Raw genomic sequence first — 23,959 nt, forward strand, 5'->3', positions numbered from 1 at the left:
AAATTACTTTAATCTCGCTTCAGTATTTTCTCACAAATGATTCCGGATTGCTATATTAGTCCAGCACAAGCTTATCCATGTTATTCCGAGTGGCAAAATTACCGAACAAAAACCACTAAAGATAAAGATTATGAAATTGTCAGTCTTGCATTGCCATCTAACATAAATAATCGACCTAGTTCTCAGGAAACTTATCAACAAGTCCAAACAGGACATCTAGGTAAAGTTGCCCCAATTTGTTTACAGTACGCTGATTCTAAAGATAAAGTTAAAAACTCGGAAAATCAGCAAACGGTAAAAAGCATTGAGCAGAAACAAGCGAAAATCAGCACCCTTGAACAAGCCAATCGCAATATTCACGCTCAATATGATTCAACACTTTTAGAAAAAATTGCCGGACAACCTCGTGAGCAATCAATTAATCAAGTTGCTGCTGAAAAAGCCAAAGAGAATTTAGAAAAAAATAATAGCCAAATTTCTACTCTAAAAAATGAAATTTCTAATCTTAAAAGTGGATTGGTATCAAAACCAGAAAGTGTTAGTTTTCTAACCTTTATTAAAGATGAAAATAAATTCAGCGAAGTTGAAAAAGGCTACAAACAAGCATCATTTTGGTATCCAAGTATCCAACTTGGTTTTCAATCTCTCTTTCTGATGCCGCTAATTCTTATCGCCTTTTCAGTTCACAACTTTGCTCAATGCCGAAGATATGGACTGATTTCGCTAATTAGCTGGCATTTACTAATCATCTTTTTTATACCACTAATCTTAAAAATATTTGAATTCCTGCAAATCGGTGTAATATTCCAATTTCTCTTTGATATCATTAGTGCGATTTTTGGCGGGTTGCTATTTCTAATCAGTTATATTTATATCTTGCTAATTCCACTTGTGGGTTTTGGCATTATCAAGTTTTTTCAACAATTTGTTTTTAACGCTAAATTACAAGCAGCTAAGAGAGTTCAAAACTCTTGCTGTGTTAAGTGTGCTAAGAGAATTCGGCAACAAGATAACTACTGCCCACACTGCGGTTATTATCAATATATGGAGTGCGAAAACTGCCATGAGCTTACTTACAAACATTTACCGTATTGTAAACATTGTGGAGACTTTCAAGATTCCAGTAATTTGTAAATAGTCATAAAAACGAAAAACCTCAGTTTTCTTGTTTTTTTACTAATCTATAGTTACTATAGAAATCTGATTTTATTCTTGAAAAAATCTAAGTATGTGTATGGTGTGTTATGGCGTAGCCTAACGCACCAATCAAAAGTTTTGGTACGTTAGTCTTTGGTTGTGATGTTAATATAAAAAAAGGTGTATGAGTCTCTATACATTAATTTAGAGAGTAAATTAACGCCTATGAATCTACAAATTCAGTCAGAACTAGAAGTAAGAAGGATAAACTTTGAGTTTCCTGAACAGATTGAAAGGTACTGGTTTGGGAAAAGTGTCTTTAAAACTCATTTATTAAATAGTTTGACAATTCTGCTTCCTGATATTGAACAATACCTGATTCATAATATAAAAAACAGAATCAAGCAAATCGGCAATCCCCAACTAAAACAACAAGCTCAAGCATTCATTGGACAGGAAGCACAGCATTCACAGCAGCACAGCAAGTTTTGGGATAATTTACACCTTTTTGGTTATAAATTTGATTCATATCTGCACTCTCTGCGAGCGATTCTTTTTAAGGCTTTGGAATCTCGACTGAGTATTAGCTTAAATTTATCTATCAGTGCAGGTATTGAACACCTAACAAATTTGATAGCTGAATACGCCTTAGAAAGTGATTTCATGGCAGAAGCAGAGCCAAATTTAAAACAGCTTTTTGAATGGCACGCTGTTGAAGAAATTGAGCATAAAACTGTTGTATATGATGTCTTTCAAAATAGAACTAAGAATTACTTAATTCGCATTCTTGGTTTGTTCATATCCAACATTTTGGTTTTATTTTTCCTAATTTGGGGTTTAGTAATTCTTTTATACCAAGACAAAAAGCTGCTGGATAGAAAAGTTTGGCAGGAAAGTATTGATTTCTTCTTGTTCAAAGATAAATTTTTCTACAGAGTCTTATTAAACTCAAGAGATTATTTCCGTAAAGGCTTTCATCCTTCACAAAAAAATAATTTATTTTTGATTTAAGAGGTAAGCGCCTTTTGAATTGGTATTAGATGAATTGGAAAGCCTACACACAACCGTTTTCCAGCGTAGGTAGTTTACAGCAAAGCGTCTGGGTCTACACCAAGTTCCCGTAACTTTTGTGCTAGTATTTGCACACGTTCCTCTGGTGTGCGTAAACGCAGTCCTTGCTCGTTATACCAGAACAGCCACTCCCTCGTAATACCTTGGTAAATTCCTTGTTCGCTACCAATTCCTAAACCTACCTCTGGTAGCCACACTGGATTTCCTGAGAGCAACTGATATTCATTACTGACCAATTTATAAACTTCTAGGCGTGACTTACGGCGACGCGTTGGATGATAAATGACGTAGTACAACACTCCCAATTTTGCGTACTGTTCTTTCTTAGTTGTATATTCTCCACGGTAAGTTTGAGATACAACTTCTAGAACCAACATTGGGACTTGTTCTTCTTCCCAAATAGCATAACTGAGGCGGAGGTTTTCATCAAAAAATCGCTCGACTCCTAGACTTAAAAATCCATCTGGTACTATTGCTGGTAAATTTGGGTCATAGTAAACACCCATATCAGCCCCAAAAAACCAGTCCATTCTATCTGCCCATGCGATCGCTAAAATAGCTTTGAGTAACCCAGGAATTAAATCTTGTAGTTCGTTATCCACAGCAGTATCATCTGAGTCAGGCAGTTCCTCAGAGGAGGGCAAGCAGGCTAATGGATTGTAGTCTAACATGATAGTTTTGGTGATTTCTCAACAATCCAGATCTTTTAAATTCTAGCTAGATTGTATCTGACAAAGTACTGATACCAATTCTATGTGAGGCTGCACATTAACGCTTCTCGTCTGAGGTGCTATTTGCTGAAAATTAATGCACCCGTTGCGGTTTGCGGTAGTGGCTTGGGATTAACGAAATTACTTCCCTTTTTATGTTCCGGTTGCAATTACAAATACTACAATTTGATTGCATACTTATACCAATAGAAACAAAGAATGCGACTATGAAAGCTCTCTACAACTGGTAACCAGCTATCTTTACTGTAAAAAAAATTAGGGTAACCCTAGAATTTCTAGAATTACCCTAAATTTATCAAATTTCAAATTTCAGTCAAAACTGCTTATGCAAAAGCGGCAGTTTTCACATCATTATTTGCCAGAATTTCTTGCAACTCATCAGCATCTACTGTTTCTTTATCAACCAGCATTTGCGCGATTTGATCGAGGATGTGGCGGTTGTTTACTAACACTTCTTTAGCGCGAGTGTAAGCTACTTCTACTAGTTGGTGAACTTCTTCATCAATTGCCGCAGCAGTTTCTTCGGAGAAATCGCGCTCTGACATGATATCCCGTCCAAGGAACATATTGCCTTGCTGGCGACCGAGAGCTACGGGCCCGAGTTTATCGCTCATACCAAAGCGTGTAACCATCTGACGAGCAACACGTGCTACCTGTTGTAGGTCGTTAGAAGCACCAGTGGTAACTTCTTCTTCACCAAAGATTATTTCTTCGGCCAACCGACCGCCTAAAGCTACTGCCATCTGATTTTCCAGATAAGCGCGGCTGTACAAGCCAGTATCCATCCGGTCTTCGCTAGGGGTAAACCAAGTTAAACCACCAGCACGACCACGAGGAATGATGCTAATCTTTTGTACTGGGTCATAATCGGGCATCAAAGCACCAACTAAAGCGTGACCAGCTTCGTGATAAGCAACTAAGGTTTTGCGCTTTTCGCTCATTACCCGGTCTTTCTTCTCTGGGCCAGCTAACACCCGATCGATCGCATCATTGATTTCATCCATCGAAATTTCGGTTAAATTCCGCCGTGCTGCTAGAATTGCGGCTTCATTCAACAGGTTGGATAAATCTGCACCAGTGAAACCAGGTGTACGACGAGCGATTTTATCTAAGTCCACATCTTTCGCCAAGGTCTTACCACGGGCATGAACTTTGAGAATTTCGCTACGTCCAGCATAATCTGGACGGTCTACAACAACTTGACGGTCAAAGCGACCGGGACGCAACAAGGCTGCATCTAATACATCAGGACGGTTGGTAGCAGCAATAATGATGATACCAGTATTACCTTCAAAGCCGTCCATTTCAGTGAGCAGCTGATTGAGGGTTTGTTCCCGTTCATCGTTACCACCGCCTAAACCTGCACCCCGTTGACGACCGACGGCGTCAATTTCATCAATAAAGACGATACAAGGAGCATTAGACTTGGCTTGCTCAAATAAGTCACGGACGCGGGAAGCACCCACACCGACGAACATTTCGACAAACTCAGAACCAGAGATGGAGAAGAATGGTACGCCTGCTTCACCAGCCACAGCACGAGCTAGGAGAGTTTTACCTGTACCAGGAGGACCAACTAGCAACACACCTTTAGGAATTTTTGCGCCAACTGCGGTAAAGCGATCGGCGTTTTTAAGAAAGTCTACAACTTCATTTAGTTCCAGCTTGGCTTGGTCAATACCCGCAACATCACCAAATGTCACTTGGGTTTGTGGTTCCATTTGCACTCTGGCTCTAGATTTACCAAAGTTCATCGCTTGGCTACCTGGGCCACTTTGAGCACGGCGTAGCAAGAAGAATAAGCCAACTAGAAGCAATACAGGGAAAAATAAGCTGCTGAGTGCCTTAAACCAGAAACCTTCGTCGGTTTGGGGCAATACAGAAATATCAACGCCTTTTGCAGTAAGAGTATTAATTAAGTCAGGGTCATTGACTAATGTCACTACCTTTTTATTACCGTCTCTGGATGTAACCAAAGCTGTAGAACGGTCTGCACTTAAACTGACTTTATCTATTCTGCCTTTTTCAACTTCTTGAATAAACTGGCTGTAACGTAATGGCTCTCTGCTTTGAGGTTGCTTGTCAAAGAATGCTGTTCCTAAGGCAATGACAACTATAAAAAGCAGCGCGTACAGCCCCGCATTTCTCCATCTTTTATTCACTGAGGTGAATCCTCCTAATATTTTTCGTGCGATCGCGTAACTTCTCTGAAAAGAGAGGGCATTTTTAAGAATTATGTTAACTTATCTTAACGTATACCAAAATGGTGACGTTGTCATGCTAAAAAAACTCCGGAGTATTTGCAAGCTAGGATGGTGAGGATTATATTCTAACGAGCCTGCGGGCTGCTTAACGGTATGGATAGGAATGATTTCCACCACACTGTTGCTGTAAGCGATCGCTTCAAATCCTTTAACTAAATTCATTGTCCAAGGTTGCTCTTTCACTTGTTGTTGCTGGTATTGCAGCCATTGGATAAGCTGCGATCGCATAATTCCTGGCAAAATACCCACAGTTAAAGGCGGCGTCCACCAACAGCCATCACGCCATCCCCAAAGGTTACCTGTACTGGTTTCTAGCCAATTTCCCGCCCTATCTATTAAAATCGCTTCTTGGGCATTTAACTTTTGACTAGTAGTTTTGGCTAACCAAGCACTCAGGTAGTTACCTGTTTTATGAGAAGGAAGGCTGCGACCAAATTCCGCACTAGCAACAGCGCAGACAACACCATTTGTTTGTTTTTCTGTCAAATCCTCTGGTAACAACCTACCTGTTATCCACTCCCTTCCATCGGAAAACAGAGTAATTCTGAGAATGGGGAAGTGGGTGAGGATAATTTTTGCACCTTGACGTACAAGATTCCAATCAGGTTGCTGCCAACCAAAAGTTTTGAGTGATAATAGCAAGCGATCGCAATGTAAAAGCCAGTGAGTCAAATTGCTATCGAGCGAGTTCTCATAAACCCGCATGGTAGTAAAAATTGTCGCCCCGTAAAGCAACCCCAGATCGTTAATATCTAACTCTAGGGATTGGGACTGAATTAATTTACCCTTATACCAATAAATAACACTAACCTCAAAAGGGGGATGGGGAAGCAGAGGGAGATGAGGGAGCAGAGGAGAAATAAATCTTGCCTTTTGACTCTTGACTCTTGACCCTTGACCAATTACTAATCTTTTGCAGGCATGATAATTTTGTTACCTTGAGGAGTAGAAACTACCTTAGCGCCTAATGTCTCGATTTCCCTAATTGCTCTTTTACGACTTTTTTCATCAACTCCGTTATTTAATACCATTGTCCATGTAGAAATTCTAGCAATTTTACTATTAGGATTACGATTTAAAAATTCAGTAGTTTTTTGAGAATTATAAGCTATTAGCTTGCTTTCTTCGTCTGAAGATTGGCTAGCCCAATCAGCAGTTTTGATAAAAGATTTCTTGGCAGCTTGAGAATCCCCTAAAAATAATAATTCATCTATGCCTTTGTAACGCCATGCATAATAAGACTTCTCTGGAAGTTTAGGCGATAAGAATTGTAAACTTTGTTTCATCAAGTCTATAGAGCGTTCAGGTAGCCCAGCATACAGAGAAGTACTAGTTGATAGACTTAGATAAGCAGCTAAAAATCGTGGATCGCGTTCTAGAATGACTTCAAAATATTCGGGGCTAAAACTGTAGCCTATTTTGCTGCGTGCTTCGTCATCGCCAAAGTATTGCAAAAAATTAATATATACCCAATCGGCAATCAAGTTATCGTAACCAAAACTAGGTATTTGTTTAAGAAGATTGAGCCGAATTTTTTCTGCTTTAATTTCTGCTTCTAGAGTTTCTAAAGAAGAAGTTTCTCGACTATTTAATAGTTTTTGCAGTTGAGGATATTGCATTAAGCCAACACCTAACATACACAAACAAACTGTCAAAGATGCACCAATAGTTTGACGGTATAGAGCGAACATGACGCTTGACTGACCTTTTTGTTATAGATCTGTTGATATGTATATATAATTACAGCACAATCTAAATCAGCAGCCAAGGCTAATGGCAACGCAGAGAACAACTAAACAAAGATTGTAGGTGTCATTTTTTACTTTCTCAAAATTTGCCAACATTGTTGAGCGATCGCCCAGTCTTCCTGAGTATGGATTACCAATACTCGCACGGCTGATTCTGGGGTGGCAATATCAACATCGACAGGGTTTGTTTGATTCTGCTGTGGGTCGATTTTCAGCCCTAAGAACCCAAAAGCTTCCGAGACCGCTTGGCGAATTCCAGGAGATTTTTCACCAATACCTGCGGTAAAGACCAAAGCATCTAATCCGCCCAAACTGGCAAGCATAGAACCAATACCAGAACGCAAGCGATGTACGTAGATATCCCAAGCAAGTTGGGCACGATAGTTACCTTGGGCGATCGCCGCAATTACTTCCCGTAAATCGCTAGATATCCCAGAAATACCACGTAACCCAGAAGCCTTATTGAGAACATAATCAAGACTTTCAGCGGAGTAATTAGATTGTCGTAGCAGGTAAATTAGAATTCCCGGGTCGATGGAACCAGAACGACTGCCCATCATCAGCCCATCTAAGGGTGTGAAGCCCATAGTAGTATCAATGCTGCGACCGTTTTTAATAGCTGCTAAAGAGCAACCGTTGCCTAAATGACAAGTAATTAATCGCAAGGACGCTAAATCTTTTCCGAGGATGTCAGCTGTACGTTGAGCGCAGTATTGGTGACTGATGCCATGAAACCCATAGCGACGGATACCTTGTTCCACCCATTCATAAGGGCCGGGGTAGATAGCTGCGGCATCGGGGATAGTCGCATGAAATCCGGTATCAAAAACTGCTACTTGTTTTACTGAGCCTAAGCTTTTCTCTATCGCTTCTATCCCTTCTACAGCCGCAGGATTATGTGCTGGTGCTAAAGTCGCAAGTTGAGTGATCGCTTTTTTCACATCCTCAGTAATTACAGTACTATTACGGTAATCTTGTCCACCATGTACTACACGATGACCTACCACATCAATTTCTGATAGCTGACCAATCACCTTAGTGGCACCGCGAGTCAGAGTATAGAGCATATAGGTAACGTGGGCTTGTCGAGAATCCGCATAGATAGATTCTTGCAGCTCTTCACCTGTAGCTGTTTTCACCTGAATTTCTGCCACACCTCGGTCTTGCGTCCAGTTGACTTTGCCTTCCCACAGAGGGTGAGGTGCTAGCTTAGGCAAAGCATCATCAGTTATCTCATACAGACAACTTTTTTGACTACTAGATCCGGCATTCAGTACAAGGATTTTCATGATTATTCAGAACTTAGTGCTGATCGATAGGCTCTAACTTGGATGTCAATACCAGTGATTGCAGTGCCAACTACAACAGCATCAGCCCCTAAATCTAAGGCTTTACGAGCCATTTGGGGTGAGGCAATACCACCTTCACAAATCACGGGAATGTTTACCTGTTCTACCATCTGGCTCAGGAGTTCCCAACCTGGAGGCTGAAGATGCTTGGTTGAGGCAGTGTAACCAAAAAGAGTCGTTCCCACAATATCTGCTCCAGCATCCGCTGCTGCTTTTGCCGCCTCAATTGTATCGATATCTGCCATCACTGGCTTATTTAATTCCTGATGAATTCGGGCAATCATCTCTGCTAATTTTTCATCACCAGGGCGGCTTCTGATCGTCGCATCTATGGCAATAATGTCTGCGCCTGCTTGCGCCACAGCCACAGCATGGTGAAACTGTGGCGTAATGTACACATCAAAGCCAGCTATTACTTGCTTCCATAACCCAATAATTGGCACTTTCACACTGGCACGCACAACGCTAATGTGGTTTGGGGTATCTATGCGTACACCTATAGCACCATTATTTACAGCAGCTTGTGCCATTGCTGCAATCACTAGCGGTTGATGCAACGGTGAATCAACAGGAGCTTGACAGGATACAATTAGTCCTTTTTTTAAGTTTGTCATTTGTCATTTGTTATTTGTTATTTAAGCAATAACTCTTGACTATTGACTCATCCCCTCACTACCGTTATCGGCTGGGCTGGTATCCAGACAGTAAAAATTGAGCCGATGCCTACAGTAGACTCTACTTCAATTCGACCGCGATGAAGTTCCACAAGTTGTTTAGTTAACGCTAAACCAAGTCCTGTACCTTCGTAACGGCGACGATAGGGTGTATCTAGTTGCTGAAATTTCTCAAACAATAATGGTAATTGTTCTTCAGGAATGCCAATACCAGTATCTTCTACTTGAAAGATAGCAGTGTCGTCTTCTACCCAAAGTCGCAAGGTAACGTTGCCACCTTGAGGCGTAAATTTAATGGCATTAGCTAATAAATTGGAAATAATTTGTTCTACTCTTGTAGCATCGGCAGTAAAGCGATCGCGTCTTGGGTCAATTTGCAAATCAACTGTGAGATGCAGCTGTTCGTTTGTAGCTTTGTCTTCTAGCGCTTTCACAGTATTTTCCGCCACATTCCTTAAGGAAAATTCCGTAATATTTAAAACTGTTTTGCCAGCCTCAATTTGAGATAAATCGAGGATGTCATTAATCATTTCTAATAAATGTTCGCCACTGTCGTGGATTGTTTGTAGATAATCGCGTTGTCGTTGACTCAACTCACCCAAAGGCCAGCGTAACAGTGTAGAAGACATGCCAATGACATAAGTTAAAGGAGTCAGCAATTCATGGCTGATGGTGGCGAGAAATTCATTTCTGAGGCGGCTAGCGGCTTCGGCGGCAAGAAGGGCATCACGCAATGCCATTGTGCGTTCCACAACTCGTTGTTCGAGAGTGTGTTTTTCTTGAGTTAGCGATCGCATTAATTCTGATTGGTGAATTGCGATCGCTAATTGTTCCGCAATCGAAGTCAGCAAGTTTGTTTCGCTTTCACTCCATTCTCGCGGACTATTGCACTGATGAGCAATTAATAACCCCCACAGCTTTTCCTCAAACATAATTGGGGCAGCTAACTTTGCTCGTACCTTGACTTCCCTTAAAAAACTTAACAAACACTCTTCTAGAGCATAAGTTTTTTCGACATCATCCACAGCCAAGGTAAAGCCTTGACGATACTTCTCCCAACATTGGGAAGTGTGCAGAAAGCACATTTCTTCTCTGTAATTCAATACTGAGGGAATTGTATCTGTTGCCCGGACTTCATAAACAATACAACCCCCATGCTGTTGATAGTCTTGTAGTGGGGGTTGGGGGTTGAGTGGCGTTTTTGGTGAGTATGGCCCGTTGAACGACTGGGGAAGATCTCCTCGTTGAGCACCCAGCCTTGTACGAAGGTTCGTGCCATTTAAGGCAGCAGTGTCAAACGGATGTTGTAAACTTGTACCTCTAGAATCCTCAAATTTATAAATTACTAATCTATCTAATTCTAGAAACTCACGCACTTGTGTAACTGCCGTCGCCATAATTACTGATAAATCTAGGCTGCGGCGGATTTGGTTTATCACCTGATTCAACAGTCGCTCTTGAGCAATCTGTTTTTTCAGAGCATCTTCTACTGGCTGACAGATGTAAGTGATGGAATAGTCTGGAGCCGTTGCTACATCCACCTCCTGTTTCATCTGCGGCAGAAGACATTCTAATAACAAGAGGCTAAATTGACCTTGAAGCGTACCATCATTAGTAGCGGGAATTTGACTATAACGTTGAAGATTTTGGTAAGTATAAGAATCAGAGCCAAACAAATCTCGCAACTTTACAAGGAAGGATGCGATCGCTTCTGAATTAAATGTCAAGCTAGTAGTTAGTTCTGCTGAGTCCTGATGACTGTAGACGCCTCTGCGGTGCCATCTAGAAGAAAGTTGCTGAGGTTGGTTAAGAGCGTTAAGCAAACTATCAGTTGGGCTTACACCCGTTGTAGAAACTGATGTTGTGGAGTTAATTGCTTTTTCCTCTGCTTGTGTGCCAAACAGCAGTTGCTCCTGGACGCAATGCCCCAGCAAAAGCGCACTAAACTCTTCAGAAACTAGTAATGTAAAACGTTGTTCCTGCCACTCAGCAGGTACGCGTATCCTGGTCAGCACAGCTTCTGTTACCACCAAAGTCTCACTTTCCACTGCTTGAGCCATCTGCTGTAACAATTCCCCAAGCTGATTAAATGTATCTGAGGGTAAGGTTCGGGAGAAGCTCAAATCAGAAGAACTAAGCATGTTCAAGAATTTAGTGAGGGGCTGGCTGCTAGGCTAAAAGGTTGTTTCTTGTATTGTAATCAACAGTTTAAGACGGTAATACAGAATTATGCATCGTGTAAGTGCCACATCCGGAGGTTGGAATCAGTCAGAAGACCTGATTTTTATAGAACAAACTCCAGCTCCCTTTGTATTTATTACGGCTGCTGATACCGACATTCAAACTCTGGCAGCTGCGGTTCCCAAACTACCTGCGACATTCCCTGATTTAAGAGTCGCAAACTTATTGCAGTTACAGCAACAAATTAGTATTGACACTTACGGAGAGCAAGTTTTAGAACTTTCCCAGATTATAATTTTGCGCCTATTAGGAGGACGTTCTTACTGGGCTTACGGCTTAGAAGTGGTGCAAGAAATTGTTCAACGTAATAATATAACCCTCATTGTAATGCCAGGGGACGATGCTTTTGATCCCCATTTAATTTCTCAGTCTAACTTGCCTTTAGATATTGTTAACCAAGTCTGGCAATACTTTAACCAAGGTGGTGTAGATAATTTTGTTAACGCACTCAAGTTTATTGCTGATACTTGCCTATCAACTTCTTTCAATCCTCCACCACCGCAGTTGGTTCCGCGTATGGGTTTGTATGAGTGGGCAACAGAAGCAGGGGTGCAGGGGCGCAGGGAGCAAGGGGAGGAAAGAAATAAATATTGCCCAATGCCCAAAGTCGGTATTCTCTTCTACCGCGCTCATTATCTGGCAGGAAATACAAAGGTAATTAATGCTTTATGCCAAGCCTTGGTACAGAAAAATTTACAACCAGTGCCAGTGTTTGTTTCTTCACTGCGCGAACCGGATATCCAAGTTGAGTTGAGCGAGTTTTTTCAGCCAAAAGACTCGGAACAAATTGCACTGCTGCTCAATACCACCAGTTTTTCTCTGGCGCGGTTGGAAACAGAAACACCTCAGATTGAATTGTGGGAACAATTGGATGTGCCAGTTTTGCAGGTAATCCTTAGTGGTGGTGCTGTTGAGCAGTGGGAGTTACAGTGGTCGGGTCTTTCTCCCCGCGATATCGCTATGAATGTGGCACTTCCAGAGGTTGATGGACGAATTATTAGTCGCGCTGTCTCTTTTAAAACAGTACAAGCTCGCAATCAGAATTTAGAAACAGATGTGGTAGTTTATGAGCCAGTGAGCGATCGCATTGAGTTCGTCACCCAACTAGCAGCCAATTGGGTGCGCCTGCGTTCCAAGCCACCCCAAGAACGGCGCATAGCCTTAATTGTCGCAAATTATCCTAACCGTGATGGCCGCCTAGCTAATGGTGTGGGACTGGATACCCCAGCTAGTTGTATCGAAATTCTCCAGGCTTTGCAGTTGGCTGGCTATCAGGTTGAAAATTTACCTGCTGATGGCGATGCGTTAATTCAACGTCTCACTGCTGGGGTGACAAACGATCCAGAAGGTAAAGATTGGCGTCCAGTACAGCAAAGTCTCTCTTTGTCAGAGTATCAAGATTATTTTGCTACTTTGCCAGAGCCAGTACAGCAAGGTATATCTCAACGCTGGGGACAAGAAGAAAATAACAATGCCCCATGCCCCATGCCCTATGCCCAATTCCCAATTCCCGGTATTCAACTCGGTAACGTCTTCGTAGGAATTCAGCCAGCACGGGGTTATGAGCTTGACCCTAGTTTGAATTATCATGCACCAGATTTAGAACCAACCCACACCTATTTAGCTTTTTATTATTGGGTGAGGGAATGTTTTGCTGCGGATGCTGTGGTTCATGTAGGCAAACATGGAAATCTCGAATGGCTTCCGGGTAAAAGTCTAGCTTTATCGAGTAATTGTTATCCAGAAGTAGCTTTGGGGCCAATGCCTCACTTATACCCATTTATTGTTAATGATCCTGGTGAAGGTTCACAAGCTAAACGTCGCACTCAAGCCGTAATTATTGACCATTTAACACCCCCCATGACTCGTGCAGAACTATATGGTTCACTGCAACAATTGGAGAATTTAATTGATGAATATTATGAAGCTGAAAGTTTAGATCCAGTGCGATTGCCAATGATTCGCGATCGTATCCGCGAACTCATTCTTCAAGAAAATTTACATCAGGATTTAGGCATTAGCAATGACCAAGAGATTTTGAATTTAGAACTTTTAATTTTGAATTCAATCAACGGTTATCTTTGCGAATTAAAAGAAGCTCAAATTCGTGATGGATTGCACATTTTTGGGCAATGTCCTCAAGGAAGGCAATTACGCGATTTAATAGTAGCGATCGCCCGCATACCCAATCGTCATTCTATCGGTATTACCCGCGCTTTAGCTCAAGATTGGGGTTTAGATTTCGACCCCCTGATAGCAGATTTGTCAATAGTCAGTGGTCAATGGTCAGTAGTCAATGGTAAAAATTGTCATACTCTGGGTGATATCGTTGAAGTTCTAGAAGAACACGCCGCTTTCCTAGTCGAACAACTCATAACTCACAACTCAGTACTCACAACTCAGCACTCACAACTCAGCACTGTTCTCAACTGGATATCCGCAAAACTCCTCCCAGCTTTGCAACAAACCCAGCAAGAAATTACCAACTTGTTACGCGGACTCGATGGCAGATATATCCAGAGTGCTGCATCTGGCGCACCCACACGTGGTCGCCCCGAAGTTTTACCCACTGGTAAAAACTTTTACTCTGTCGATATTCGCGCTTTGCCTACAGAAACAGCCTGGGATATAGGTAGAAAAGCAGCCGAAACCTTGATTGAGCGTTATACACAAGATAATGGCGAGTATCCCAAAACACTAGCATTATCTGTATGGGGCACTTCCACCATGCGAACTGGAGGTGATGATATCGCGGAGGCGTTAGCGTTGTTAGGTGTGCAACCTGTATGGGATGGTGCAGCCAGGCGTGTAGTAGATTTTGAAATTTTGCCACTGTCAGTTTTAGGAAGACCTCGTGTCGATGTCACTTTACGAATTTCTGGGTTCTTCCGAGATGCTTTTCCTAACTTAATTGATTTATTTGACTCAGCCGTACAAGCAGTAGCGGCGTTAGCGGAATCACCAGAGCAAAACCCGCTAGCAGCGCAAGTTCTCCAAGATACTGATTTTTGGACTGCACAAGGTTTAACTTCAGAAGAAGCAATTGTGCGATCGCGCTACCGCATCTTTGGGTCTAAACCAGGTGCTTATGGTGCTGGACTCCAAGGCTTAATTGAATCGCAAAATTGGACAGATGACCAGGATTTAGCTCGTGCCTACATCAACTGGAGTTCTTACGCCTACACTAACGCTAGTTCACCTCAAGAACAAGGGGGCTTAGGGGGCATTTCTGCACCCGAAGCCTTGAAGCAACGTTTGATGCAGACACAAGTTGTCTTGCACAACCAAGATAACCGCGAACACGACTTGCTTGATTCGGATGATTATTACCAATTTCAGGGTGGTTTAACAGCCGCAGTGCGATCGCTTCAAGGAAAAAACCCCCAAACTTATTTTGGTGATAATTCTATTACTGCTCAACCACGAATCCGCCTACTCAAAGAAGAAATTGCCCGAGTATATCGTTCTCGTGTAGTCAATCCTAAATGGATTGCAGGAATGATGCGCCACGGTTATAAAGGAGCATTTGAAATGGCAGCAACAATGGATTTTCTTTTTGCTTATGATGCTACAGCTCAATGTGTGGAAGACTATATGTATCACGGGATATTACAAGCTTATTTACTCGATCCGATTGTGTCAGAATTTATTTACAAAAAAAATCCTTGGGCATTGCGTGATATTGCTGAGAGACTATTAGAATCATACCAGCGCGGTTTATGGCAGGATGTAAATATACAAACATTAGAAATGTTACGAAATCTCGTACATCAAGCTGAAGCCGCGATAGAAGAACAATAAGTGGTGTAGGAACCGAATATGGACAACCTCGCGTATTTCCACCTAGCTTTTGCTTACGAAGACAGTCAACCCAGCGAATTGGTTTCCCTTAGCTCTCTGTTTAACAAAGCAGCAACACCAGACTGGAAACGGCTTTCTGGCAGGGCTTGGAGGTACATGTTACCTCTTGCCCTCACCTTGTCTATTCTCAGTGCTGTAAGTAGCGTTTTGGCACTTGAACGAGGCGATCAAGGCCCTTCTGTCAGGAATCTACAACAACAGTTGAAAAAAGTAGGCTTTTATCAAGCTCCTATTACTCAAATCTATGATTTTCCTACAGAAGATGCTGTCCGGCGTTTCCAAAAATCAGCTGGTTTACCAGTAGATGGTGTCGTCGGAGCCACTACTCTGCAAAAATTAGAAAGCTGGCGTCCAAAGGCTGCAAGTGCAAATACACAAACGAAAAAACCCAGTACTAGCAACTCAGCTACTAAACCCACTGTTGTAAGTACAACTACACAGACGAAAAAACCCAGTACAACAAATACAGCAGCTAATACAACAGCTAAAAAAACTACTATTGCTACTGCATCCACTAGCAAGCGTAGCAATTCCAATTATCTTGTTAGAGGCGATGAAGGTGAAGAGGTCAGAGTTCTGCAAGAACGGTTGCGAATTGCTGGCTTTTACTATGGTAACGCCACAGGAATATTTGGCCCGATTACTGAAGAAGCAGTCAAGCGATTCCAAGACGCTTACAAACTAGATGCTGACGGCGTTGTTGGACCAGCAACTTTAGGGAAATTGCCACCAATTGGTGTTGGTGGTGGTGAAGATGCGCCCAAAGCAGTGGTTGATCGAGATAAACTGCGCATCGGCGATCGCGGTGAAGCAGTTCGCGTTCTCCAAGAACATTTGATCAAAGCTGGATATTTAGAGGGAGAGCCAAACGGCTACTATGGACCCTATACGGCAGATGCTGTCCGCCGATTTCAAGCTGCTAACTATTTAGCACCTAGTGGTGTTGCTGGTCCAACTACCAGAGCTAAGTTATATAGCTTAGTGACTAATGCTCCCAAGAGTGAGTTTAGTGTGTTGGAAATTCAAAGGCGATTACAGGAAAAGGGCTTTTACAAAGGTCAACTGAACGGAGTGATGGCAGACGATACCAAAAAAGCGATTAAGCAAGCCCAAGAATTTTACGGTATCAGTCTCAGTGATATAAGAAGCGGACGCTTTTAGCATCCGCTTAGATACTGGCAGTAAGATGTCCCCAACTGATTGCTACCTCCGATAACAGCGAATAAGAAACTGCTCAAAATTCCATATTTTGATTAGATTGAGGCTCCGCCTTCTTATCCCACCCAGGTGCTATAACGGCATCAGTGCCCTTTGGCACTTGGGACATACTGCATGGATAGTTAGCTGACAATCAAGAAGATGGAAACCTTCTTTTTGAGCAGTTTTTGCTCCAATTTTCAAAATTGAGTCATTTTTGAACTCAATCGTACTGTTACATCTGACACAGATGAGGTGATGGTGGTGATGAGGATAAGGCTGATTAAGTTCGTAATGTTTATGCCCTTCTCCCAGCTCTAATTCCCGTAAAATACCCATCCTGGCCATCAACTTTAAAGTTCGATAAATAGTTGACAGACTTATGCCTTCCCCATCAGTTTCTAGTCGATGATAAAGATCCTCAGCACTGAGGTGCTCACCTTGCGGAAGTTCTTGGAAAATGTGTAGAATTGTTTCTCGTTGAGGAGTTAAACGCCAACCTCGGTCGTTTAATTCTGCTTTGAGTGAAGTAGAAGTGTAAACAGTCATACTAATTTTTCTCAACAAAGCCTAATAGTTGAGAATATAGCAAATATTTTGAGGAATTTGCAACAACCATAGCTTATTGAGAATCTTTATTAAAGACTGAAGAATCATTTATGAAATCTTGATGAACTAAAGTAATAGATGATCCCCTCTATCAAAGCATCTTGAAAGTAGAGTTCGCAAAACTCCAGCTTAATTAAATGAAAATATTTGCCATAAACTCAAGAGAGATTTTGGCAACGGGGATCAAGCAACTTGGTTAGCTATAAATAGTTCAGAGGAGCCAGTGCGTTGTTAAGGTAGCAACGTTTTGGGGTTTTCCATAAACAACTGTTGAAAGGCTCCGCCGACTTTACTCTAGAGGAGAACCCGTAGACGCCCACATAGTGGTTTGGAGTTCAATGTAATCGTTCCCGCTTTCTTAGGGTAGCAAATGGCGTTTAACAATCCATATACTTGGATTTTGTTCACTTCACTATTAACTAGCTTAGAGACTCCAAATAGTCGCGGATCAGGTTACGTCGCTTTGGTTGACGTAGCTTTTGTAAAGCCTTGGATTCGATCTGCCGGACTCGTTCCCGCGATAAATCGAGAGCGCGGCCAATTTCCGCTAAAGAGTAGGGATGACCATCTGCCAAACCAAACCGCATGAGAATTACATCACGCTCGCGGCTTGTTAAATCTGACAACAGATGTTGCAAGTCTCTTTGTAAAGATTCTCGCATTAATAGTTCTTCTGGGGTGACACTGTCAGTTTCTAGTAATTCCCCTAACTCTGTATCTTTATCCTTGCCTACTTTGGTTTCTAGAGAAACGGAGCGAGGCACCCGTAACAATACTTCCCGTACTTGAGTAGGAGTCATTTCTAACTCAATAGCTAGGTCTTCCAGTGTTGGAGTACGACCTTTTTCTTGAGCAATTTTACGTTGGGCTTTTTTGATTTTGTTCAGCTTTTCGGTAATGTGAACAGGAAGGCGAATTGTCCGGCTAGAAGTAGCGATCGCCCTTGTAATTCCCTGACGAATCCACCAGTAGGCGTAGGTACTAAAGCGATAACCCTTAGTTGGATCAAACTTCTCGACAGCTCGCTCCAACCCTAGTGTGCCTTCTTGGACTAGATCCAACAATTCTAGTCCGCGATTTTGATACTTTTTAGCGACAGATACTACTAGGCGAAGGTTGGCCTTAATCATGTGTTCTTTGGACTGGAGTCCTTGGGATTGAATTTGCTCCAGTTCTTCCACAGTTATCTTGGCAATTTCTGCCCAGCGACGCTTGCCTTCTGACAAAATTGGTTTCAAATCTGACACGTTCACACCAGCAGTGCTAGCCCACCTTTCCAAAGACGGGCGATGTCCTAGTTCAGATGCTAGACGTTCCTGAACTTCAATTAAGCGCAAATAAGGCTCAATTACTGCATCTCCTTGTTTGGCGGCATTAGCAAGTACTATCCGCATACGTAAGTAACGCTGGACTTTTTGAGCCTCTGAAACCTCCTCATCCCGCCCTAACAACCGCACCCGACCAATCTCTTGAAGATATAAGCGTACTAGGTCTGTGCTTCTACGGTTGGTATTCGCAGAAAAATGAGCAGGATCAACAGAAGCCAACTCCAAATCTTGCAAATCGTCTATCGGTAAATCGTCGTCTACCGTGAGATCTCGGTTTAGGATATGCTGAGATTTTGGGGCATTGTAGGGGGCATCTGCGTAAAAAGATGTTGCTGGCATAAAGATCGTCTCAATGGCTCCAGGTAACAATAGATTACGGTCAGCTAAAAATTATGGTCAGCTAATTAACTGTTGCTATTGTTCCCGTGATTCAAGATGAACTAACACGGTTGAGAGTTACATTACAGTTTTTTTTTAAAAAAATCTCAAAAAACTGTACTGATAGTTTTTTAAACATGACTACCGAAATAGTCGGCGGCTGTAGCACTCTGATTGAACCAATAGCTATTCACATCTACAGCTAGCCTTTAAGCTTTGAAATACCTTTTCAACATTTCAAATTTGATGGGACTTGACTGTTACAAAAGTAACGTGGTATAAACATATTTCAGTAAAAATCATGTTCATAATCGGCATAGTCATATCTACACGGGGATAGAAGTACTATCCTGACAATTTGCTAATTTTTCTCTAGGGAATATTTGGTAAGAAGAGTAAGTGATTGTCATGGTCAGTGCGTTAGTAGTAACGCTGAAGTGCTAATACCAAGCTCATACTGTCTCAGTATTCTCAAGAGTGGTACTGAATTGTGAATTTCTAAAGGAATTGGGGATTGGGGGCCGGGGTTTGGATACTGGAAAAAAGCGGTAAATTTGAACCAGCACCAAAATTTGAACATCTTTTACAATACAAACATCAGTTGTCAATGTTCACTGACAACTGATAAGGGAATACCAAAAAGTAAATTATTCAATAGACTTCTTGCAAAAATGCGAATCAGCAAAAAACCAACCACAGATAAACACCGATAAACACTGATAAATATCAGTGTTCATCTATGGTTTGATATTCAAAATATTGACTTATGCAAGAGATCTAATATTCGTAGCGCCCATTAAAGTAACCGCTTACTGTTGCACAGAAGCTAGCTACGCGTAGCGTCTTCAACTGGGGTAAAGGTAGTACTCAGTACTCTTTGAAACCAGTAAAGTGGTAGGTGTGGGCACAACTATTTAGAAGGCCAACGCAAGTCTAGAGAAAATACAAATATTTATCGGTGTTTACCTGTGACTCTTAATCATCAACTAGGATTTTTACAGTAGATCTAAATCTCTAGTTATATCAACTGAAGATAATTACTTATGATTCAAAACTCTCTCTAACTCTGGGTTGTGCTATGCAGTACGGGTGACACTCGTTCCTCGCTATCGCTGCGCTAACACTACCACTCGCTAACTCTGCCAAGAGTGCTGCTTGTTTGCGTCTGTGCGTCTGTGTGCCAGTCTTAACGATCAGTTTCTCAACCAAACCTGATATTAGACAAGATCATTTCTATGCTTTAGAAAACTGTCAACTAATTTAAATTGGTTGACAGTTTTCTGGATTAGTCGAAATCCCTTAACACAACATATCCTCTAGTTGAGCATTAGAGGATATTGATGTTTTTTTACGAAGCTAGTGCTACTTCTACTAATTGTTGTAATTCGCCTTTCTGGTACAGTTCAATTAAGATGTCTGAACCACCAACGAATTCACCATCAATAAAGACTTGCGGAATTGTTGGCCAGTTGGAATATTCTTTAATTCCTTGACGAATTTCAGAGTCTGAGAGGACATCAACAGTCTCGAAGGGAACACCCAACGTGTTCAGAATCTGCACAACGTTGTTGGAGAAACCACATTGGGGCATTAACTTGGTTCCCTTCATGAAAACCAAAATCTTGTTTTGCTGTACCAAGGTGTCAATTTTTTCTTTGAGTTCTGGCGTCATGATTTTTCCTTTTCCTACTTTTGCTTATAGTCGAGAGGAGCCAGCCGCGTGCTGAGGTAGTTCAGTCTTGGGGAGCCAGTTCGTTGCAGGGGTTTCCCTCCGCAGGTGATTGGCGAACCCGAAGGGGGGTTCCCAAGGCACTCCTCAGGATAGCAACTGGCGTGCGACTGGCGTTCAACAGTCAGTATTTAAACCACTAAGAAGCGGCTGTTGTCTGCCAAGCTTCGGGAGTATAAGTTTTTACTGCCAGAGCATGAATCGCTTCAGTTGACATAGCTTGCCGCAACGCACCGTAAACTAACTGATGCTGTTGCACCAGCCTCTTGTTTGCAAACTGCGATGAAACTACTGTCACTTGATAGTGGTCACCACCACCAGTCAAATCTTGCACCTGAACCAGGGCGTCTGGCAGTTCCGCTTTGATCATTGCCTCAACCTGTTGCGGACTAATCATCGCAATTCCTGAAAAAAACTTCTTTTCTATTATTAACAGATATAGAGCGATCGCCTTTACCGCTTGCAAGTTTTGGCAAGCTTAAGGAGCGACGCGCCCTAGGCACGCGTTTTCGATAATGCCTAAACAGATGGCAGATAAATCTATCCTACCATTAGGGCATTCACAAGCCACGCCTCCCACAAAAAGGAAGATTGCTAAATTTGATTATTTTTGAGATGAAGAAGAACTACCACTTTGCCGAGGATAGGGGGCATCAACAAAACCTAACTCATATAACTGTTGGTAGGCTTTCTTGCCTAAATCCCTTGTGGGATTTTGACTTTTGATAATTTGTATTAGCAAAGGTACTGCTAATTCTGATTGATTTTGTGCTCGATGTACCAATGCCAGTCTATATGTAGCTTCATCTCTCAGTTGAGCGCTATCTCTGGCTTTTTGCCGCTGAGAATCAGAAACTCTGTTGTCAATTCCGGAGAAACTAGAGTTGAGATCTTGATAAAAATTAGATAGCTGATTAAAAACCTGACGTGCTTCTTGGAGTTTCTTGGCAGCTACGTCATATTTTTGCGAAGAAACAGCAGCTTCTGCTTCTTTGAGGAGACGCTGCCCACTTTCAATACTCAGCAGGGTACTATTTTGCGATACAGGACGCAGATTATTTGGATTATTGGGGTCAATGGGTTGTGGTTGGTTATTGCTTGGTAGCTGGATTACCTGAGCATTAACAGGTGATAGCAGACTGAGGCCTGCTATGAGCGATAAAGAAGTGAAGCGAATCCAGGGAACAGCAGCAGCTAGGTTCATGGGATCAATTCGTGCGACAAATATATAAAAAGTAATGGAAACTTCGGGTATCTTAACTCTGTTTTTGTCTTTGACCAAGCAAAGCAACATACTAAGTTTCTCTGTTTTAGACTGAAAATCAGCCTAATTGAGTTCCCTTAGCTCTTAATCATACTATCTAAAATTGCTCCTATGAATGATCCCGTCAATTCCTCTAATTCTACCAACATAGGTATACCAGCTACCAATCTGGGAATGATATTACAACGCGGTGGTGAAGAATTAATTTTAGAAAAGGCTTTGGATCGTTTCACCATCCGTCTTGTTAATGACATACCTCCCCAAGAATTATCTCAGATGAGTTGGGGGACTTGGCAACGCAGCATTCCCCAAGCAAAGCTAGAACTTTTTACGGTAGCACCCAACCAGTTAGAAACAGCAATGTCTCAAGCACGTGCTGACCAAAATGTTGCTTTTGCTAGTCATATTTATAAACTCAAAGATAATCCTGGAACTTTTGTTTATCTCAATGACCAAATCACAATTCAATTTGCCATTAGCGTTGATGACACTCAAATAAATGCTCTCAGCACTGCATTTAACCTAGCCCAAGAAAAACCAGTTCTTGATCTGCCTAATACTTTTGTGTTTCGTGTCAGTAAACAAGCTACAGAAAATCCCATCAAAATTGCTAACCAGTTGCAAGGACTAAAAGAAGTATCACTTGCTGAACCTAATATCCTTGTGCGTCAGGAGACTCACTACAAACCACGCGATCTTCTTTATCCCCAGCAATGGTATCTCAACCATAATGGCGGTAACCAGTTAGCAGTTGGTTCTCATATTTCTGTGGAAAAAGCTTGGGATATCACTCGCGGTGTGCGTTCTGTCGTTGTGGCTGTGGTTGATGATTCTTTTGATTTGAACCATCCAGATTTCCAAGGCAGTGGTAAGATTGTCGCTCCTAGAGATTTAAAAGAAAATGATTTTTTACCTTTGCCTGATGAACAGGAAACTAGCCACGGTACAGCTTGTGCTGGGATAGCTGTAGCCGAAGAAAATGGTAAAGGAATTGTTGGGGTTGCCCCTGGTTGTGCATTAATGCCAATTCGCACCACTGGGTTTTTGGATGATGAATCAATTGAGGATATATTCAATTGGGCAATAGACAAGGGCGCTAGTGTGATTTCTTGCAGTTGGGGAGCATCTGCGGTTTATTTTCCGCTATCTTTGCGTCAACGTGCTGCTATTACCCGCGCTGCAACCAAAGGGCGTAATGGTAAAGGTTGCGTGATTTTGTTTGCTGCCGGCAATGCTAACCGCCCAATTGACGGTACTGTTTACGAGCGCAATTGGCCCAAAAATCTGTTAGTGGGTAATACAGATTGGTTAAGTGGTTTTGCAGTACATACAGATGTGATGGCTGTTGCTGCTTCCACCAGCTTGGGTAAGAAATCGGCTTACAGTAATTGGGGAACTAATATTGCAGTATGTGCTCCTAGCAACAATGCTCCTCCTGGTATGTGGTTTCAAGAAGCTGGGTTTATGGAAACCCAACCTGCGATCGCCACTTCTCTTTCGGGATTAGGAATGCTTACCAGTGACCAATTGGGAGCCGCAGGTTACGACCCTGGTGACTTTACCCGCAACTTTGGCGGGACTTCTGGTGCCACGCCTGTAGTTGCAGGTGTGGCAGCATTAATGTTGTCAGCAAATCCTGACTTAACAGCCCAACAAGTCAGGCGCATATTACAAGAAACTACTGATAAAATTTTGGACACGAACCCTGACCCTCAACTGGGTTTACGAGAAGGTACTTACGATAGTAATGGTCATTCTCAATGGTTTGGTTATGGCAAGGTAAATGCTGCTAAAGCAGTGCAAACAGCACAGCAAATGCGTACAGGTGCATCAACTGCTAGCAAGCAAATCAAGGGCAAAAATGACAGCCAAATCGGAATTCCAGATAATAACAAACAGGGAATAAAAAGTGCGATCGCCATTGCTGAGGCGAGTTTAGTCCAAGATATTCAAGTAACAGTTAACATCACCCATGATTTTTTAGGCGATTTAGAAATTTATTTAATTGCACCCAATAATCAACAAGTTTTATTGCAAAATCGCACCTTGGGTCGCCGCACCAATTTACAAACAACTTTTACAGTGCGATCGCACCCAACCCTCAAACAGTTGCTATCCTCATCGGCTAAAGGACGCTGGCAATTATGGCTCGTCGATTATGCACCACAAGATGTCGGTCAGTTGAATAGCTGGGAATTAAATTTGAGTATTTAGTCATTGGTCATTTGTCATTAGTCATTGGTTATAGGTATGAAATAAAAGAAAAATGATACCAAATTAACATAAGTAAGATTGTTTGAGATTCCTGGAATGGCATATTTATAAGGAATTTTCACCCAAAATCCTCAAATACTGTTGACACAGGACAAATGACTAAT

Annotated in this window: 17 protein-coding genes; 5 read left to right on the forward strand and 12 right to left on the reverse strand. The window is 42.0% G+C overall.

Features of this window, described 5'->3' with window-relative positions; translation table 11 throughout:
• The first annotated feature begins 36 nt into the window (after positions 1 to 36).
• Positions 37 to 1,134, forward strand: coding sequence for a hypothetical protein (locus tag BV375_RS24340; protein WP_339376848.1), 1,098 nt, complete (start codon positions 37 to 39; stop codon positions 1,132 to 1,134).
• 228 nt (positions 1,135 to 1,362) lie between these two features.
• Entirely contained in the window at positions 1,363 to 2,148 is a 786-nt protein-coding gene (locus BV375_RS24345) for a metal-dependent hydrolase (protein ID WP_086765302.1), read from the forward strand.
• Between the two features lie 74 nt (positions 2,149 to 2,222).
• Here the strand turns inward: BV375_RS24345 and BV375_RS24350 are convergent, their stop codons facing one another.
• The 7 genes from BV375_RS24350 to BV375_RS24380 all read right to left on the reverse strand — a co-directional run bounded on the left by BV375_RS24350 (position 2,223) and on the right by BV375_RS24380 (position 11,115).
• Positions 2,223 to 2,879 carry a Uma2 family endonuclease gene (locus BV375_RS24350; RefSeq protein ID WP_086765304.1) on the reverse strand — a complete coding sequence of 219 codons (657 nt, stop codon included), beginning with the start codon at positions 2,877 to 2,879 and terminating at the stop codon, positions 2,223 to 2,225.
• Between the two features lie 383 nt (positions 2,880 to 3,262).
• Positions 3,263 to 5,101, reverse strand: a complete 1,839-nt coding sequence (ftsH3, locus tag BV375_RS24355) for an ATP-dependent zinc metalloprotease FtsH3 (RefSeq protein WP_086687916.1) — start codon at positions 5,099 to 5,101, stop codon at positions 3,263 to 3,265.
• An 81-nt stretch (positions 5,102 to 5,182) separates the two neighbouring features.
• Positions 5,183 to 6,004, reverse strand: coding sequence for an aminotransferase class IV (locus BV375_RS24360; protein WP_086765306.1), 822 nt, complete (start codon positions 6,002 to 6,004; stop codon positions 5,183 to 5,185).
• Positions 6,005 to 6,108: 104 nt separating this feature from the next.
• Positions 6,109 to 6,894: a hypothetical protein gene (locus BV375_RS24365; RefSeq protein WP_086765308.1), complete on the reverse strand. Its 786-nt coding sequence runs from the start codon at positions 6,892 to 6,894 to the stop codon at positions 6,109 to 6,111.
• 128 nt (positions 6,895 to 7,022) lie between these two features.
• Entirely contained in the window at positions 7,023 to 8,240 is a 1,218-nt protein-coding gene (locus tag BV375_RS24370; RefSeq protein ID WP_086765310.1) for an acetate kinase, read from the reverse strand.
• Positions 8,241 to 8,242: 2 nt separating this feature from the next.
• Complete coding sequence (locus BV375_RS24375) at positions 8,243 to 8,914, reverse strand: N-acetylmannosamine-6-phosphate 2-epimerase (RefSeq protein WP_086765312.1); 672 nt, start codon at positions 8,912 to 8,914, stop codon at positions 8,243 to 8,245.
• A 47-nt stretch (positions 8,915 to 8,961) separates the two neighbouring features.
• Positions 8,962 to 11,115: a GAF domain-containing sensor histidine kinase gene (locus BV375_RS24380; RefSeq protein ID WP_086765314.1), complete on the reverse strand. Its 2,154-nt coding sequence runs from the start codon at positions 11,113 to 11,115 to the stop codon at positions 8,962 to 8,964.
• An 88-nt stretch (positions 11,116 to 11,203) separates the two neighbouring features.
• On the opposite strand from BV375_RS24380, the gene cobN reads away from it, so the two are divergent.
• Both cobN and BV375_RS24390 read left to right on the forward strand, forming a co-directional pair.
• On the forward strand, positions 11,204 to 15,016 hold the full coding sequence (gene cobN / locus BV375_RS24385; protein WP_086765316.1) for a cobaltochelatase subunit CobN: 3,813 nt from the start codon (positions 11,204 to 11,206) through the stop codon (positions 15,014 to 15,016).
• A gap of 18 nt (positions 15,017 to 15,034) precedes the next feature.
• Entirely contained in the window at positions 15,035 to 16,237 is a 1,203-nt protein-coding gene (locus BV375_RS24390; protein WP_086765318.1) for a peptidoglycan-binding protein, read from the forward strand.
• A gap of 129 nt (positions 16,238 to 16,366) precedes the next feature.
• On the opposite strand, the gene BV375_RS24395 is transcribed toward BV375_RS24390, so the two are convergent.
• From BV375_RS24395 to BV375_RS24415, 5 genes are all read right to left on the reverse strand, one after another.
• Positions 16,367 to 16,822 (reverse strand): transcriptional repressor, encoded by a 456-nt coding sequence (locus BV375_RS24395; protein ID WP_086687924.1) that lies wholly within the window; start codon positions 16,820 to 16,822, stop codon positions 16,367 to 16,369.
• A gap of 479 nt (positions 16,823 to 17,301) precedes the next feature.
• Positions 17,302 to 18,549: an RNA polymerase sigma factor SigC gene (sigC, locus tag BV375_RS24400; RefSeq protein ID WP_086765319.1), complete on the reverse strand. Its 1,248-nt coding sequence runs from the start codon at positions 18,547 to 18,549 to the stop codon at positions 17,302 to 17,304.
• A 1,387-nt stretch (positions 18,550 to 19,936) separates the two neighbouring features.
• Complete coding sequence (gene grxD / locus BV375_RS24405) at positions 19,937 to 20,260, reverse strand: Grx4 family monothiol glutaredoxin (RefSeq protein ID WP_086687926.1); 324 nt, start codon at positions 20,258 to 20,260, stop codon at positions 19,937 to 19,939.
• A 196-nt stretch (positions 20,261 to 20,456) separates the two neighbouring features.
• Positions 20,457 to 20,714, reverse strand: coding sequence for a BolA family transcriptional regulator (locus tag BV375_RS24410; RefSeq protein WP_086765321.1), 258 nt, complete (start codon positions 20,712 to 20,714; stop codon positions 20,457 to 20,459).
• A 207-nt stretch (positions 20,715 to 20,921) separates the two neighbouring features.
• On the reverse strand, positions 20,922 to 21,521 hold the full coding sequence (locus tag BV375_RS24415) for a hypothetical protein (RefSeq protein ID WP_086765404.1): 600 nt from the start codon (positions 21,519 to 21,521) through the stop codon (positions 20,922 to 20,924).
• Between the two features lie 171 nt (positions 21,522 to 21,692).
• On the opposite strand from BV375_RS24415, the gene BV375_RS24420 reads away from it, so the two are divergent.
• Complete coding sequence (locus BV375_RS24420; RefSeq protein WP_086765322.1) at positions 21,693 to 23,795, forward strand: S8 family serine peptidase; 2,103 nt, start codon at positions 21,693 to 21,695, stop codon at positions 23,793 to 23,795.
• Positions 23,796 to 23,959: the final 164 nt, after the last annotated feature.

Source organism: Nostoc sp. 106C (assembly GCF_002154725.1).
GTDB lineage: Bacteria > Cyanobacteriota > Cyanobacteriia > Cyanobacteriales > Nostocaceae > Aulosira.

Excerpts from the sequence above, each read along its gene's own strand:
- BV375_RS24365 (WP_086765308.1), bottom strand. The coding sequence starts at position 6,894 with ATGTTCGCTCTATACCGTCAAACTATTGGTGCATCTTTGACAGTTTGT.
- cobN (WP_086765316.1), top strand. The coding sequence starts at position 11,204 with ATGCATCGTGTAAGTGCCACATCCGGAGGTTGGAATCAGTCAGAAGAC.
- sigC (WP_086765319.1), bottom strand. The coding sequence starts at position 18,549 with ATGCCAGCAACATCTTTTTACGCAGATGCCCCCTACAATGCCCCAAAA.
- BV375_RS24350 (WP_086765304.1), bottom strand. The coding sequence starts at position 2,879 with ATGTTAGACTACAATCCATTAGCCTGCTTGCCCTCCTCTGAGGAACTG.
- BV375_RS24380 (WP_086765314.1), bottom strand. The coding sequence starts at position 11,115 with ATGCTTAGTTCTTCTGATTTGAGCTTCTCCCGAACCTTACCCTCAGAT.
- BV375_RS24370 (WP_086765310.1), bottom strand. The coding sequence starts at position 8,240 with ATGAAAATCCTTGTACTGAATGCCGGATCTAGTAGTCAAAAAAGTTGT.
- BV375_RS24375 (WP_086765312.1), bottom strand. The coding sequence starts at position 8,914 with ATGACAAACTTAAAAAAAGGACTAATTGTATCCTGTCAAGCTCCTGTT.
- BV375_RS24415 (WP_086765404.1), bottom strand. The coding sequence starts at position 21,521 with ATGAACCTAGCTGCTGCTGTTCCCTGGATTCGCTTCACTTCTTTATCG.
- BV375_RS24410 (WP_086765321.1), bottom strand. The coding sequence starts at position 20,714 with ATGATTAGTCCGCAACAGGTTGAGGCAATGATCAAAGCGGAACTGCCA.
- BV375_RS24340 (WP_339376848.1), top strand. The coding sequence starts at position 37 with ATGATTCCGGATTGCTATATTAGTCCAGCACAAGCTTATCCATGTTAT.
- grxD (WP_086687926.1), bottom strand. The coding sequence starts at position 20,260 with ATGACGCCAGAACTCAAAGAAAAAATTGACACCTTGGTACAGCAAAAC.
- BV375_RS24390 (WP_086765318.1), top strand. The coding sequence starts at position 15,035 with ATGGACAACCTCGCGTATTTCCACCTAGCTTTTGCTTACGAAGACAGT.
- BV375_RS24345 (WP_086765302.1), top strand. The coding sequence starts at position 1,363 with ATGAATCTACAAATTCAGTCAGAACTAGAAGTAAGAAGGATAAACTTT.
- BV375_RS24395 (WP_086687924.1), bottom strand. The coding sequence starts at position 16,822 with ATGACTGTTTACACTTCTACTTCACTCAAAGCAGAATTAAACGACCGA.
- BV375_RS24420 (WP_086765322.1), top strand. The coding sequence starts at position 21,693 with ATGAATGATCCCGTCAATTCCTCTAATTCTACCAACATAGGTATACCA.